General features: G+C 48.1%; 14 protein-coding genes. All 14 read right to left on the minus strand.

What is annotated here, in order from left to right; translation table 11 throughout:
- Positions 1 to 10: 10 nt before the first annotated feature.
- Positions 11 to 454, minus strand: coding sequence for a dUTP diphosphatase (dut, locus tag ASF12_RS19340; protein ID WP_056038128.1), 444 nt, complete (start codon positions 452 to 454; stop codon positions 11 to 13).
- Positions 435 to 1,700 (minus strand): M16 family metallopeptidase, encoded by a 1,266-nt coding sequence (locus ASF12_RS19345; protein WP_056038131.1) that lies wholly within the window; start codon positions 1,698 to 1,700, stop codon positions 435 to 437. The genes dut and ASF12_RS19345 overlap by 20 nt, the downstream gene beginning before the upstream one ends.
- A gap of 43 nt (positions 1,701 to 1,743) precedes the next feature.
- Complete coding sequence (locus ASF12_RS19350; protein WP_056038133.1) at positions 1,744 to 2,748, minus strand: polysaccharide deacetylase family protein; 1,005 nt, start codon at positions 2,746 to 2,748, stop codon at positions 1,744 to 1,746.
- Positions 2,749 to 3,040: 292 nt separating this feature from the next.
- Positions 3,041 to 5,122 carry a polyribonucleotide nucleotidyltransferase gene (gene pnp, locus ASF12_RS19355; RefSeq protein WP_056039065.1) on the minus strand — a complete coding sequence of 694 codons (2,082 nt, stop codon included), beginning with the start codon at positions 5,120 to 5,122 and terminating at the stop codon, positions 3,041 to 3,043.
- Positions 5,123 to 5,310: 188 nt separating this feature from the next.
- Positions 5,311 to 5,580 (minus strand): 30S ribosomal protein S15, encoded by a 270-nt coding sequence (rpsO, locus tag ASF12_RS19360; RefSeq protein ID WP_046230760.1) that lies wholly within the window; start codon positions 5,578 to 5,580, stop codon positions 5,311 to 5,313.
- Between the two features lie 177 nt (positions 5,581 to 5,757).
- The gene (locus ASF12_RS19365; protein WP_235533232.1) at positions 5,758 to 6,699 is read right to left on the minus strand and encodes a bifunctional riboflavin kinase/FAD synthetase; all 942 of its coding nucleotides are present in this window, start codon (positions 6,697 to 6,699) and stop codon (positions 5,758 to 5,760) included.
- Between the two features lie 61 nt (positions 6,700 to 6,760).
- Entirely contained in the window at positions 6,761 to 7,660 is a 900-nt protein-coding gene (truB, locus tag ASF12_RS19370) for a tRNA pseudouridine(55) synthase TruB (RefSeq protein WP_056038141.1), read from the minus strand.
- A gap of 3 nt (positions 7,661 to 7,663) precedes the next feature.
- Complete coding sequence (locus ASF12_RS19375; RefSeq protein WP_056038144.1) at positions 7,664 to 8,653, minus strand: DHH family phosphoesterase; 990 nt, start codon at positions 8,651 to 8,653, stop codon at positions 7,664 to 7,666.
- Positions 8,650 to 9,006 carry a 30S ribosome-binding factor RbfA gene (gene rbfA / locus ASF12_RS19380; RefSeq protein WP_046230756.1) on the minus strand — a complete coding sequence of 119 codons (357 nt, stop codon included), beginning with the start codon at positions 9,004 to 9,006 and terminating at the stop codon, positions 8,650 to 8,652. The genes ASF12_RS19375 and rbfA overlap by 4 nt, the downstream gene beginning before the upstream one ends.
- Before the next feature lie 7 nt (positions 9,007 to 9,013).
- Positions 9,014 to 11,581: a translation initiation factor IF-2 gene (infB, locus tag ASF12_RS19385; RefSeq protein WP_235533233.1), complete on the minus strand. Its 2,568-nt coding sequence runs from the start codon at positions 11,579 to 11,581 to the stop codon at positions 9,014 to 9,016.
- Between the two features lie 40 nt (positions 11,582 to 11,621).
- Positions 11,622 to 11,969, minus strand: a complete 348-nt coding sequence (locus ASF12_RS19390; protein WP_056039066.1) for a L7Ae/L30e/S12e/Gadd45 family ribosomal protein — start codon at positions 11,967 to 11,969, stop codon at positions 11,622 to 11,624.
- Entirely contained in the window at positions 11,962 to 12,276 is a 315-nt protein-coding gene (gene rnpM, locus ASF12_RS19395) for an RNase P modulator RnpM (protein ID WP_046230754.1), read from the minus strand. Before rnpM ends, ASF12_RS19390 begins: the two co-directional genes overlap by 8 nt.
- A 46-nt stretch (positions 12,277 to 12,322) precedes the next feature.
- On the minus strand, positions 12,323 to 13,426 hold the full coding sequence (gene nusA / locus ASF12_RS19400) for a transcription termination factor NusA (RefSeq protein WP_056038147.1): 1,104 nt from the start codon (positions 13,424 to 13,426) through the stop codon (positions 12,323 to 12,325).
- 137 nt (positions 13,427 to 13,563) lie between these two features.
- Positions 13,564 to 14,025, minus strand: a complete 462-nt coding sequence (gene rimP, locus ASF12_RS19405; RefSeq protein ID WP_046230752.1) for a ribosome maturation factor RimP — start codon at positions 14,023 to 14,025, stop codon at positions 13,564 to 13,566.
- Between the last annotated feature and the right edge of the window lie 170 nt (positions 14,026 to 14,195).

The following is a 14,195-nucleotide window of genomic DNA, read 5'->3' on the forward strand; positions in this document are numbered from 1 at the left end:
CTTCTAATCCTTAAACGCCAGTATGTCCGAACCCGCCGCTGCCACGCACGGTATCCGGCAATTCGGATGTCTCTTCAATGGTGACAACCGGAACTTGCTGGAACACCATTTGGGCGATGCGCTCGCCGCGTGCAATCGTGAACGGCTCCTGCCCCAAATTGACGAGCAGCACCTTCACTTCGCCGCGGTAATCGGCGTCGATCGTTCCTGGGGAGTTCAAGCATGTAATGCCATGCTTGTAAGCCAGGCCGCTGCGCGGGCGGATTTGCGCCTCCAGCTCGGCTGGCATAGCCATGGCAAAGCCTGTAGGAATGAGCTTGCGCTCTCCCGGTGCCAGCTCAACAGGCTCTGATACAGCGGCCTGCAGGTCGAAGCCTGCAGCCCATTCGGACATTTTGCAAGGAAGCTTGATGTCTTCGTTGCCCTCTACTCTTTTAAACAGTACGCGATACAAAACGATCCCTCCCAAGTTTAGATGCAGCCCTTTCACTCGAACCTACCATCGCCACCGCAAAAGGTGCTGCAAGCAAACGCTCTGTTACGTTCCTCACATCTTCCATCTTCACGGAATCAATGCGCTCAAGCAGCTCATCGAGCGTGTAATGCCGGCCCAGCATCAGCTCATTTTTCCCAAGACGGGTCATTCGGCTGCTCGTGCTCTCCAGACTGAGAATCAGGCTGCCCTTCAACTGCTCTTTGCCGCGATGAAGCTCAGCATCCTCAAGCCCCTTGGAAGCAAGCTCCTCTAACTGCTCCATCGTCAAATCAAGCACTTCCTTCGTTTGCTTAGGCGCCGTACCCGCATACAAGGTGAACAGGCCGCTGTCCGCATAAGAGGAGTGATAGGAATAAACCGAATAAGCAAGGCCGCGTTTTTCGCGAATTTCTTGGAACAGGCGCGAGCTCATGCCGCCGCCAAGCGCATTATTGAGCAGCACCATCGCATAAAGCTTCTCATCGGAAATCGAACAGCCCTGAAAGGACAGGCAAAGATGATTTTGCTCGGTTTTCTTTTTATAGAAAATATAATCGCCGCGGAAATCCGGCGCCTCCACCAGCTGCGATGTACCTTTACGGTCAAACTTGCCAAAGTACTTCTCCAGCAGCTCCAGCAGCTTGCCCTCTTCCACATTGCCGGCGACACTGACGACGGTGTTGTCAATCGTGTAATAATCGTTCATATACGCGCGCAGTGTATCAGGCGTCATTTCGGCAAGACGCTCCTCTAGGCCCAGAATCGAATAAGCGAGAGGGTGATCGCCATAAGCGGCACGCGAAGCTTCATCATGCACCTTGTCATCTGGCGTATCCTCATACATCGAAATTTCTTCTAAAATAACATTCCGCTCTTTCGCCAAATCCGCCAAATCCAGCTTGGAATTGAAAAACATGTCCGAAAGCGCATCAACAGCGAGCGGCAAATGCTCATCCAGCACCTTGGCGTAATAGCAGGTATACTCTTTGGAGGTAAATGCATTTACATTGCCCCCAATACCATCGAACAGATCGGCAATATCTTTAGCCGTCCGCTGATCTGTCCCCTTGAAAAGCATATGTTCGATAAAATGGGAGATCCCGTTATTTTCAGGCGTCTCATTGCGGGAGCCTGTTTTGACCCAAATGCCAAATGAAACCGAACGGCAGGTTGGGATATATTCAACTACGACTCTTAAACCGTTGCTAAGCGTATATTTTTTCACGTAGGGTCCTCCTGTAAGCATGAATGTTAACACTATATCAAAATTATGGTTGCGGCTCAACAGCAGCAGGTATCCGCGCCTCCGAAAGCGTCTCGCTAACGGGGCCAAGCGCATAGCCCTGGCGTTTAATTTCACGAATCATTCCGGTTAAAGCATCGCGCGAGGACGCTGTCGGATGCATCAGAATAAGTGCGCCTGGCTCCAGCCGCGACGAAATGCGCCGAATGATCCAGTCTGCTCCCGGCTTGGTCCAATCGACCGTATCGATTGTCCATAACACCGTGCGAAGCCTCTGCTCCGCCGCCACCTGTACCGTCATTTGGTTAAAATCGCCCGAAGGCGGGGCAAACCACTTATTCGTCACGCCAAGCGTCGATTTGAGCAATTCCTCCGTACGGGAAATTTGCAAATAAGCATCATTTCGGCTGAGCTCGCTCATCTTCGGATGCGTATACGCATGATTGGACATTTCATGCCCTTCCGCTTGAATTTGCTTGGCGATTTCCGGATATTTCTTCAGCCACGAGCCATCTAGAAAAAAAGTTGCCTTTACCTCTTCCTTGTTCAAGGTTTCAAGGATCGGCGTTATGTATTCATTGCCCCACGCAACATTAATCATTAGCGATACCATTTTTTTGTTTGGATTGCCTTTGTATACCGGAAGCGGCCCTAAATCCGCAAGCTTAATACGAGGAGGCGTCTCCTTGTATACATATAAAATCGGCGAAAGGGAGCCCGATGCAATCGTCTTCTCCACCGTGGCGTCGACATCCACCTCCAGCCCATTGTAGCCGGGAATAGCCTTCCATACGCGGTCAATCCGGGCATCGATAGGCTTAATGGAGCGGCTCTCGGCTTCGGCTACGACAGCAGCGCGCAGCTTTGCTTTATTTTCATCCAAAACCGACTCTTGCAGCTGCGTCATCATGCCTTTTTCCTGTTTAATTGCGCTGATATAGTCCGCCGTACCTCCTCCATTCGCCCGAATGAACACCACCATAATCAGCATACAGCCTATGGCTGCCCCTATTTTTCTCAGCACCTTCATTCACCCCGTCCCTCATTGCTCCATATGTATGAATATTGGGACGAGATTATGTTAGGGAGATAATGGTTGCCTTATATAAGCAGGGGATTTTTGACGGCAAAATAAAAAGAGACAGATGGAATCTGGCTCTTTGCTTCGAGTATAAAAAACAAGTGTAAACGGCGTTGCCGTTTTTTTGCGGCAACAGTCCGTTTGGCGTAGAAATAGACGCGTAAATATAAGAGAAAATCTCTGCATTCTTATATTTCAAGAAAGCACCTTGCGGTGCCCCTACCATGTAACGCTGCAGCCGTTATTGTGCTGGTACAGTTGGCGTCAATACAGCTTTACGGGACAAGTTAATACGGCCCTGCTGATCAATTTCCGTTACTTTAACTGTAATTTGGTCGCCGATTGCAATGACATCTTCCACTTTAGCGACACGTTCGTTCGCCAGCTGGGAAATATGCACAAGACCATCTTTGTTCGGTAAAATTTCAACGAATGCGCCGAACTTCTCGATCCGTTTTACTGTACCTAAATAAATTTCACCAATTACAACTTCCTTCACGATACCTTCGATAATCGCTTTGGCTTTTTGGTTCATCTCTTCGTTCGAAGAAGCAATGTAAACCATGCCATCCTGCTCGATATCGATTTTCACGCCAGTTTCCTCAATAATCTTGTTGATGATTTTACCGCCAGAGCCGATAACATCACGGATTTTGTCCGGATTAATGCGAAGCGTGAGAATTTTAGGCGCATACTCAGAAAGGTTAGGACGAGCTTCCGAAATAATCGCTGTCATTTTACCTAGAATATGCATGCGTCCTTCACGTGCTTGCTCAAGCGCCTGCTCCAAAATCGAACGATCGATACCGTCAATTTTGATATCCATTTGAATGGCAGTTACACCTTCTGCTGTACCCGCTACTTTAAAGTCCATATCGCCGAGATGATCTTCCATCCCTTGAATGTCAGACAAAATGGAGAAATGGTCGCCATCTTTAATCAGACCCATTGCAATACCTGCAACCGGAGCTTTAAGCGGAACGCCTGCATCCAGCATTGCAAGTGTGCTTGCACAAATACTAGCCTGCGAAGTCGATCCATTGGATTCGAGCACCTCGGATACAAGACGAATCGTATACGGGAAGTCAGCCTCAGATGGAATAACTTTCGACAAAGCGCGCTCGCCGAGTGCACCATGTCCAATTTCACGACGGCCTGGAGGACGAAGTGGTCTTGCTTCGCCTACGCTGAATGGCGGGAAATTATAGTGATGCATAAAACGTTTCGTTTCTTCTGGGCTGATGCCGTCAAGTATTTGCACATCGCCAAGCGGTCCAAGCGTACAAATGCTGAGTGCTTGTGTTTGTCCACGTGTGAATAGTCCAGATCCGTGTGTACGCGGCAATATCGCCACATCACATTCGATTGGACGAATTTCTTCAGGCGCACGGCCATCAGGACGGATTTTTTCATGTGTGATCAGGCGGCGAACTTCTTCTTTAACGATATCATAAAGCACTTCTTTGACATCGCCAAGCAGTTCAGGCGTCTCTGCATATACTTCTTCAAAATGCGCAACCGTGTCCGCATTAACGGCATCAATGGCATCTTGACGCTCATGCTTCTCGGGAATGCGAATCGCTTCTACCAAACGAGCAGATGCAAATGCGCGAACAGCTGCATTTACTTCTTCGTTGACGGCATGAAGCGTTACTTCCATTTTTTCTTTGCCGGCAATGGCCTGCAGTTGCTCGATTGTAGCAACGATTTTCTTGATTTCATCATGCCCGAACATAATCGCTTCCAGCATAACGTCCTCAGGAACTTCATTAGCTTCTGCTTCCACCATCATAATGGCATCTTTCGTACCAGCAACTACAACGAAAATATCGCTTTTCTGCTCTTGCTCAACGGTTGGAATGATCACGAATTGACCATCAACACGACCTACGCTCACGCCGCCGATTGGCCCGTTGAATGGCACATCAGAAATGGCCAGCGCTGCGGAAGTACCAATCATTGCAGCCATTTCAGGCGAGCAATCTTGGTCCACGCTCATGACGATATTCGCGATTTGAATATCATTACGGAACCCTTCAGGGAACAACGGACGAATCGGACGGTCCGTCAGACGGCTGGACAAAATCGCTTTCTCACTTGGACGTCCTTCACGTTTAATAAATCCACCAGGGATTTTACCAACTGCATAAAGACGTTCTTCATAGTTCACCGTAAGCGGGAAAAAATCTAAATCCTTCGGACCTTTGGAAGCGGTCACTGTACAGAGTACAACGGTGTCGCCATAACGAACAGTTACAGCAGCATTCGCTTGCTTCGCAAGTCTGCCTGTTTCCAATACAAGCTTCCGTCCACCCAAAATCATTTCAACTTGTTGCAAACGTATCCCTCCTGTATTTCAAAAATTAATTTAAACGATTGACAAACATAACCTTCGCCAGCAGGACCTCTATATCCTGCTTAACCCTCGCATATTACAAAAAGCAACCCGATTTTGCCAAGTCCGTAATGCCGGACAGCAAAACAACCAGGTTGCTTCTCTTGAAACATGTTTTAGCGGCGAAGGCCGAGTTTTTCGATCAATGCGCTATAACGGCTAACATCTTTGTTTTTAAGGTATCTCAACAGCTTACGACGTTGACCTACCATCTTGAGCAAACCACGACGGGAGTGGTGGTCTTTCTTGTGCTCCCGGAAATGTTGCGTCAAGTTAACGATGTTTTCCGTTAGGATAGCTACTTGAACCTCCGGTGAACCCGTATCGCTCGCATGCGTTTTGTGCGTATCAATCAATTCTTGTTTACGCTCTTGTGTAATTGCCATCCTAAAGTCACCTCCTTGAACTTATATTCAATAATCGCCATTAGCCCAGGCGCCGTCGGTGAGAGCGGACATCCAAGCTAAGGTTCCAATTGCAGCTGCGTATTCTGACAAAAAGTAGAATCGCAACGTGTTTCAGTATATCACAAGCCTATAGCAAAAGTAAATGCCGACCGGCATTTATTCGACGCCAAACTGCCGCTTCGCCTGCTCGGCATCCGCATGGATTTGCCGAATAAGCTCATCTACACCGCTAAAACGCTGCTCAGGACGAATAAAAGAATGAAATTGCAGTTTAATTGGCTCGTCGTAAATAACTTGATGAAAGTCAAATAAATGGGCTTCCAGCACAGGACGAATATCTTCTTTATTAAAAGTAGGTTTCATCCCGTGATTTAATACGCCATAATACGACTTGCTGAGTACGACTGCTGAAATGCCGAAAACGCCGAGGCGCGGCATAACATATGGCAAGGAAACATCCACATTAGCTGTCGGGAAGCCAATGCTGCTGCCTCTGCCATCGCCATGCACTACTGTCCCTGCTAGCTCATAGGGCCGGCCAAGCAGCTTCGTAGCAAGCTCAATATCACCGTCGCTAAGCGCCTGCCTAATGTAAGTACTGCTCACCTTCAAGCCATTATCGTATAACGGTTCAACGATTTCGACCTGAATGTCCGGCTCGCATAACGCCTTCATTGTGGCAGCATTTCCTTGGCCCTTGTAGCCAAAATTGAAATCAAAACCAACTACAATTTGGGCTGCACCTAAAGGGCGAAGCACTTCATCAACAAACTGCTCCGGCATAATCGCTGCAAAATCATGGTCAAATTTGACGACTAGCACCAAATCGACACCTAATTCAGCAAATAGCGATTGCTTGACGGCAAGTGGCGTCAAACAATTGTAATATTGATCGCCACGGCCCAGAACTTCCTTTGGATGCGGGTTAAACGTCATAACCGCAGACAATCCTCCGGTTCTCTTGGCAGCGGCAACGACTTGCTCAATGACATTGCGGTGTCCGCGATGTACACCGTCAAAATGTCCAATTGCAATAGAAAGCGATTTGTTTCGCAGCTGTTCCGGCAGCTCAATTGCCGGATATTCCAATGAAATCATTTCCAACGCTGATGCACCTGCAATTCCTATATGACTTTCCGATAACCGAGTATGGGCTCAGTTACGAGAACACCTTGATAGGCTTCAACACTGATAAAGCATGATCGGCCTCGAAAATACCAATAAACAAACCATTTTCATCAAAAAGACGTACCGGCTGCTCCGTTTCAAGCTTTTCAGCAAGCAAGCGAAGCGGAAGCTTTTGTCCTTTCAGGGCAAGCGAGGCCGAATGAGCATCGACCGTAACGCGAGGCAAATGCTGGATACCCAGCTCAGCAGGCAAAATAAACGGCCCGATTCCCTCCGTGCCAAGAGCTTCAATCTGCTCTAGGCTTACGCATTGCTCCTTCGTAAAACCACCGGACATCGTCCGGGTGAGCTCCGCCATCGCCGCTGGAACACCTAGCGCCTGGCCGATATCTACACATAAAGTGCGGATATACGTTCCTTTCGAACAGACAACCGAAAACGAAAAACGCGGAAACTCCAAATCAAGCTCAAGATTGATCAGTTCAATTTGATGAATCGTTACTTTCCGTGATTTGCGCTCTACCGTCTTGCCTTCACGTGCCAGTTCATACAATCGTTTTCCATCTACCTTTACAGCAGAAAACATCGGCGGAACTTGTTCGATAACGCCCACGAAGCTGCGCAGCACGCGAATAATATCTTCACGCGTTACCTGCACACCTGTTTGCTCCTGCGTAACCGAGCCTGTCAAATCCTCTGTATCCGTTGCAATGCCAAGCTGGATAACAGCTTCATATGCCTTGGGACGCTCCTGCACGTATTCAACTACACGAGTAGCTCTGCCGAGACATAGCGGCAGAACACCTGTCACCATCGGGTCCAGCGTCCCCGTGTGGCCGATACGCTTCATCTTCAGCAGTCTCCGCACCTTGGCTACGACGTCATGCGAGGTCCAGCCAGCGGGCTTCCATACTGCGATAATACCGTCCATCTGTTAGCTCAACGCCTTTCTGACCGCATCGACCAATTGGGCGATTGCTTCTTGAAGCGGCGCATCAATTCGGCAGCCAGCAGCGCGTACATGTCCACCGCCGCCAAAGGATTGGGCAATCGCGGCAACATCGGCCGTTCCTGCTGATCTTAAGCTGGCTTTCACTCCGCCATCTTCTGTCTCTTTAAACATAATGCCGACTTCCACGCCGTCAATGTTCAGAGCATAATTGACGATGCCTTCCATATCTTCCGAAACAGCACCTGTCTCAGCAAAATCATCCTTATTGACATAAAGCCAGCCAATTTGCTGATTATCGCTAAAAGTAAGCCTGCTAAGACAACGCTGCAGAAGCTTCAGCTTTGACATCGTCATCTTTTCGAGCAGCAGATCGGCTAATTTGTGACCCGGTACACCAATCGACAGCATGCGGGAAGCAATATTCATCACATGAGGTGTCGTATTTGAGTAGCGGAAACCGCCAGTATCTGTGATCAAGCCTGTATATATAGCCGTCGCGCATTCCAAATCAATCGAAATGCCCGCACGTTCAATTAAATCATATAAAATTTCAACCGTAGCTGCTGCATTCGGACGAATCAATTGAACCGTACCAAAGCCGTCATTAGTCGGATGATGATCGATGTTAAGCAGTTCCACGCCTGCAGCAAACAAACTTTCCACTTTGCCCATCCGGCGATAATCCGCACAATCGACTGCAATAACGCGAGCAAACGATTCTGATGGCTGTACTTCACCATAATTAATAATCGTATCGAATGAGCGCAAATGAGCAAGTCTTGAAGGCAGCTCACTTTCGTTAATCAGCTTGGATTTTTTCCCAAGCTTCTCCAGCAGCCAGCCGACGACGACCGTCGAGCTAATGGCATCGCCATCTGGTTGAACGTGGGAGACGACCAAAAAGTCGTCCCCATCACGCATAAAAGCAAGTGCATCATCCAACTGCTGCAAATAGGTCGCAGCAGCCGTCATGATCCTTTGTTCTCCCCATTAATTTCCTCGAGGATTCCTTCAATACGGCTTCCATACTCAATGCTGCTGTCGAATTTAAAGATCAGCACTGGCGTATGACGCAAACGCATCCGCTTGCCTAGCTCAGAACGGATAAAGCCTGTTGCGCGGCCGATTGCTTTGAGCGTTTCTTCCTTTTGCTCTTCGCTGCCCAGCACGCTCAAATATACTTTGGCTTGGGACAAATCATTACTCGTTTCAACGCCGGTCACTGTAATAAAACCGACGCGTGGATCTTTGATTTCTGTCTGGATAATTTGGCTAAGCTCTTTTTTAATCTGCTCGCCTACCCGACCTACACGAATTTTAGCCATGCTTTATTCACCTCTCTACTGACTCCATTACGAAGGCTTCAATAATATCCCCTTCTTTGAAGTCGCTAAACCGCTCAAGCGTAATTCCGCACTCGTAGCCTTGAGCAACTTCCTTGACATCATCCTTGAAGCGTTTGAGCGTATCGATTTTTCCTTCGAAAACAACGATGCCGCCGCGAACGATCCGCGCTTCAGAAGAACGAGTGATCTTGCCGGAAGTAATCATGGAACCAGCGATAGCTCCAACTTTGCTTACTTTAAATACGTTACGGACTTCAGCATGACCAATAATTACTTCTTTGAAGATTGGATCAAGCATCCCTTTCATCGCTTGTTCAATCTCTTCAATTACGTTATAAATAACGCGGTGCATACGAACATCAACTTTCTCCTGCTGTGCAGCCAGATCAGCCTGCGGCTCAGGACGAACGTTAAAGCCGACAACGATTGCATTCGAAGCAGAAGCCAGGTTGATATCCGATTCGGTAATCGCGCCTACACCGCTATGAATGATTTTGACACGTACGCCTTCGATGTCAATTTTCGCGAGCGAGCCTTTAAGCGCCTCTGCCGAACCTTGAACGTCGGATTTAATAATAACGTTGAGATCCTTGATCTCTCCATCTTTAATATGCTTATACAAATCGTCAAGCGTTACGCGGGAGTTCGCGCCAAGCTCGGATTGACGGTGCTTAATCGCACGGCGATCAGCGATTGCTCTCGCTTTACGCTCGTCTTCAAACACCATGAACGGATCGCCAGCAAGTGGAACCTCTGTCAAACCAGTAATTTCGACTGGTGTGGAAGGTCCAGCTTCTTTTAAGCGGCGGCCCTTGTCATTAACCATTGCCCGAATACGACCGAAGCAGTTACCTGCAACGAAGGCATCTCCGATTTTGAGCGTACCATGCTGTACGAGTACACGAGCAACCGGACCTTTACCTTTATCCAGTTCAGCCTCAATGACCGTACCGCGTGCACGCTTGTCAGGGTTAGCTTTGAAATCATTTACTTCCGCTACAAGCAAAATCATATCGAGCAGTTCTTCCAGACCAATACGCTGTTTCGCTGAAACGTTAACGAAGATGGTATCTCCGCCCCACTCTTCCGGAACCAGCTCATACTCTGTCAAAGCTTGCTTGATTTTATCTGCATCAGCATCTGGCTTATCAATTTTGTTAACCGCAACGATAATTGGAACGCCCGCTGCCTTCGCATGGTTGACTGCCTCTACCGTTTGCGGCATAACGCCGTCATCGGCTGCAACAACGATAATTGTAATATCCGTTACTTGCGCACCACGGGCACGCATCAGCGTAAACGCTTCGTGACCAGGTGTATCGAGGAACGTAATCTTTTTATGGTTAGCTTCGATTTGGTAAGCACCGATATGCTGGGTAATACCGCCAGCTTCTCCGCCTGTTACGTTCGTTTTGCGAATCGCATCGAGCAAAGTTGTTTTCCCATGGTCAACGTGACCCATGATCGTTACAACCGGAGGGCGAGGCAACAGATCAGCTTCCTCATCCGTTTCTTCAACCGTTTCGAACGTATCTTCTTCAACCGGAATTTTCACTTCTACTTCTACGCCATATTCACCGGCAAGCAGAAGGATTGCATCCATATCGATCTCTTGGTTAATGGTAGCCATTACGCCAAGAACGATCAGCTTCTTAATAACTTCGGAAGCATCTTTATGAAGCAATTTTGCCAATTCGCCAACGGTCAACGTACCACGTACGATGATTTTCTTAGGCGTATTGTCGATTTTCTCACGGAATACTTGCGGCTGATTACGCTGGTTGCGTCCTCTGCCACCGCGATTATTGTTATTGTTGCGGCCAAAACCGCCTGGTCTTCCATCTTCAAACCGTTTTTGCCCTTGGTTTGCGCCTGGTTTTCTTGCACCTGGCTTATTATTCGCATTGCCGTTTGTGCTTCTCGAAGCATCGCCTGACGGACGGGACGGACCTGTTCCAGATGGGCGATTAGCTCCTTGTGAAGCTGGTGGACGCGATGGTCCGCCACTGCTTGGACGGTTGCCTTGGCCTGATCCTTGGCTAGGACGGCTGTTTTGCGATTGGCCACCTTGACTTGGACGGCTATTTTGCGTTTGGCCGCCTTGGCTAGGACGGCTGCTGCTTTGCGATTGGCCAGAACCTTGCGCTGGACGGCTGCCGCTAGGTGCTGCGGACCTGTTGTTGCTGCTTGGGGACGATTGGGACGGACGTTGCTGTTGGTTGTTTTGCGTTGTCGTTTTAATAGAATTCATAGGCTCCTGTCTATCTTGCGTAATTTTTTTATTGTTTAATCCGGAAGCTTCGAGCTCCGGTTTAATGGCTTCTTGCTGTGATACTGGTTGTTGCTTCGGCTGAACAGGCTTAGATGGCGCTTGCGAAGTGGAAGATACGGTTGCTCCGCTTGACTCTTTCGCCCGCTTTGCTGCTGCGTTAGCTTTAATATCGCGGAAAAAGCCTTCCACTTTATTAACCATTTCGTTTTCCATCACACTCATATGGTTGTTAACGGGCATATCCAGCCGTTTAAGAATCGTTATAATTTCTTTACTGCTCATGCTGAGGGATTTCGCATATTCGTATACACGCAGCTTATCTTTATTGTCCTTGCTGTCCTGTGGTTTGTTCAATATGATCCACCTCCGAATTTTGATTCAGATGACCCGCAATCATTTTTCCGAACTTTGCGTCAGTTACCGCCAGTACGACTCGGTCCAGCTTTCCTATAGCTTTTCCAAGTTGATCGCGGTCGAACGCTTCGGCGAGCTCTACCCCATAGGTGCTGCATTTATCTTGAAACTTTTTTTTCGTATTTGGAGATGCGTCACCCGCAATAATGACGAGATGCACCTCTCCCTTACGTACCGCCTTGAGCACGATTTCATCGCCAGTAACCAATTTTCCAGCCCGCATGGCCATGCCGAGCGAGGACAAGCCTTTATTCATCTTCATCGCTTACCCGCTCCTTTTCTGCCAGAAACTCTTCCTCTACCGCAATGAAATCCTGTTCAAGCTGGTCGTAAATAGCTACGCCAACAGGTTGCTTCAAAGCTCGATCCAGTGCTTTTGTCTTTTTGGCCAGCTTAAAGCAGCTGACTTTCCCGCACAAATAGGCGCCCCGACCGGCTTTTTTGCCAGTAAGATCAATTAGAATTTCCTCATCAGGCGTTCTAACGACCCGAATAAGCTCTTTCTTCGGTTTCATTTCCTGGCAGGCTACGCATTTGCGCAGCGGCACTTTTCTCGGTCTCATCGCACATCCCCCCTTTACCCGTTGATGAACGCAGCCGATATATTAGTTAAGCCAGATCAATGGAAACCGAATCTTGCGGCATAACTGCCGTCATCGTTTTCGGACGACCGTACTCCTGCTCAGCTTGCGATTCACTCTTAATGTCGATTTTCCAGCCAGTCAGCTTCGCCGCTAGACGAGCGTTTTGCCCTTTAATCCCGATTGCAAGCGAAAGCTGATAATCCGGTACAATAACACGGGCCATTTTTTCCTGCTCAAAAACGATAACTTCAAGCACTTTAGATGGGCTCAGCGCATTCGCAACGTATTCTTCGACATTTTCAGACCAGCACACGATATCAATCTTCTCGCCTTTCAGCTCGCCAACAATCGTCTGCACACGCATTCCTTTCGGACCTACGCATGAGCCTACAGCGTCAACTTCGTCATTGCGCGAAAAAACGGCAATTTTCGAACGGAAGCCTGCCTCGCGCGCAACCGAGCGAATTTCAACGACTCCATCGTAAATTTCCGGAACTTCTAGCTCAAATAAACGCTTAAGCAGACCTGGATGCGTACGGGACAAAATAATTTGCGGACCCTTAGTCGTATTTTCCACTTTCGTAATATACGATTTCACACGGTCTCCGTGCTTGAACTTATCAGTTGGCATAAGCTCTGTCAGCGGCATTACTGCTTCTACTTTACCCAAATCGATAAAAAGGTTGCGAACGTCCTGGCGCTGCACGATACCATTCACAATATCCTCTTCTTTGTCGATAAAAGCATTGTAGATCAAGCCGCGTTCAGCCTCGCGAATGCGCTGCGTTACGACCTGCTTCGCAGTTTGCGCTGCAATACGGCCAAAATCACGAGGCGTCACTTCAATGTCCGCCACATCGTCAAGCTGGTAATGCGGATTCACTTCACGAGCCGCTTCTACTGTAATTTCCAAACGGGGATCAAGCACTTCGTCCGTCACCGTCTTGCGGGCATATACTTTAATAACACCCGTATAGCGGTTAATATCGACACGCACATTTTGCGCAGCGTTAAAGTTCCGCTTATAGCTTGAAATCAGCGCTGCTTCGATCGCATCAATCAGCACTTCTTTGGCTATCCCTTTATCCCTCTCTATTTCCGATAATGCTTCAATAAAATCCATGCTCATTGGAACTCTGGTCCCCCCTTCAATTATAACAAACGTTGTTCAAGATGAAACGGCTGTCGCCGTCCCTTGGCGGTGCGGCGCGTTTCATTCCGAGAAATATAGAGAAAGGATAACGAAATGATATACTTTCCTATATTTTAAAAAACGATGGCGAGGCGTGCTCCCGCCACTTTAGCATAAGGAATGGCATGCTCTTTCTTGCCGACTTTGACTACAAGCTCTTCTCCATCGAACGAAATGAGGTCACCTTCAAATTCCTTGGATGCGTTAATCGGCTCATAGGTCGTGATGTATACGTGCTTGCCGACGGCTTTGCGCACATCTTCGGCTTTCTTAAGCGGCCTTTCGGCGCCAGGCGACGACACTTCAAGAAAATAAGCATCCGTTACCGGATCGTTCTTGTCCAGTTGTTCACTTAAAAATTCGCTAATACGGCCGCATTCGTCAATATCAATGCCGCCTTCCTTGTCTACTGAAACCCGGAGGAAGAAGTTGCTTCCTTCCTTGACGTACTCAATATCAACAAGTTCAAATCCATTTTCGCTTAGAAATGGTGTTACCATTTCTTCCACGACGGTTTTGATTTTGGAAATGCTCAAATTGCTGCTACCTCCCGTTCGGTCCAAACGATTGATTTGGCCTTTCAGACCCTTAAAGACCCGAAAACAAAACGTAAAGAGTGGGTTTCCCCACTCTTCTGCATCAAACGCTTATCAACATCATTGCCACGAAAATTATAACATAACCGCATAAGTAGTGACAAGAAAAC

It is taken from the genome of Paenibacillus sp. Leaf72 (assembly GCF_001422685.1).
GTDB lineage: Bacteria > Bacillota > Bacilli > Paenibacillales > Paenibacillaceae > Pristimantibacillus.

Excerpts from the sequence above, each read along its gene's own strand:
- ASF12_RS19350 (WP_056038133.1), bottom strand. The coding sequence starts at position 2,748 with ATGAAGGTGCTGAGAAAAATAGGGGCAGCCATAGGCTGTATGCTGATT.
- pnp (WP_056039065.1), bottom strand. The coding sequence starts at position 5,122 with ATGATTTTGGGTGGACGGAAGCTTGTATTGGAAACAGGCAGACTTGCG.
- rpsO (WP_046230760.1), bottom strand. The coding sequence starts at position 5,580 with ATGGCAATTACACAAGAGCGTAAACAAGAATTGATTGATACGCACAAA.
- ASF12_RS19365 (WP_235533232.1), bottom strand. The coding sequence starts at position 6,699 with ATGATTTCATTGGAATATCCGGCAATTGAGCTGCCGGAACAGCTGCGA.
- truB (WP_056038141.1), bottom strand. The coding sequence starts at position 7,660 with ATGGACGGTATTATCGCAGTATGGAAGCCCGCTGGCTGGACCTCGCAT.
- ASF12_RS19375 (WP_056038144.1), bottom strand. The coding sequence starts at position 8,653 with ATGACGGCTGCTGCGACCTATTTGCAGCAGTTGGATGATGCACTTGCT.
- rbfA (WP_046230756.1), bottom strand. The coding sequence starts at position 9,006 with ATGGCTAAAATTCGTGTAGGTCGGGTAGGCGAGCAGATTAAAAAAGAG.
- infB (WP_235533233.1), bottom strand. The coding sequence starts at position 11,581 with ATGAGCAGTAAAGAAATTATAACGATTCTTAAACGGCTGGATATGCCC.
- ASF12_RS19390 (WP_056039066.1), bottom strand. The coding sequence starts at position 11,969 with ATGAATAAAGGCTTGTCCTCGCTCGGCATGGCCATGCGGGCTGGAAAA.
- rnpM (WP_046230754.1), bottom strand. The coding sequence starts at position 12,276 with ATGAGACCGAGAAAAGTGCCGCTGCGCAAATGCGTAGCCTGCCAGGAA.
- nusA (WP_056038147.1), bottom strand. The coding sequence starts at position 13,426 with ATGAGCATGGATTTTATTGAAGCATTATCGGAAATAGAGAGGGATAAA.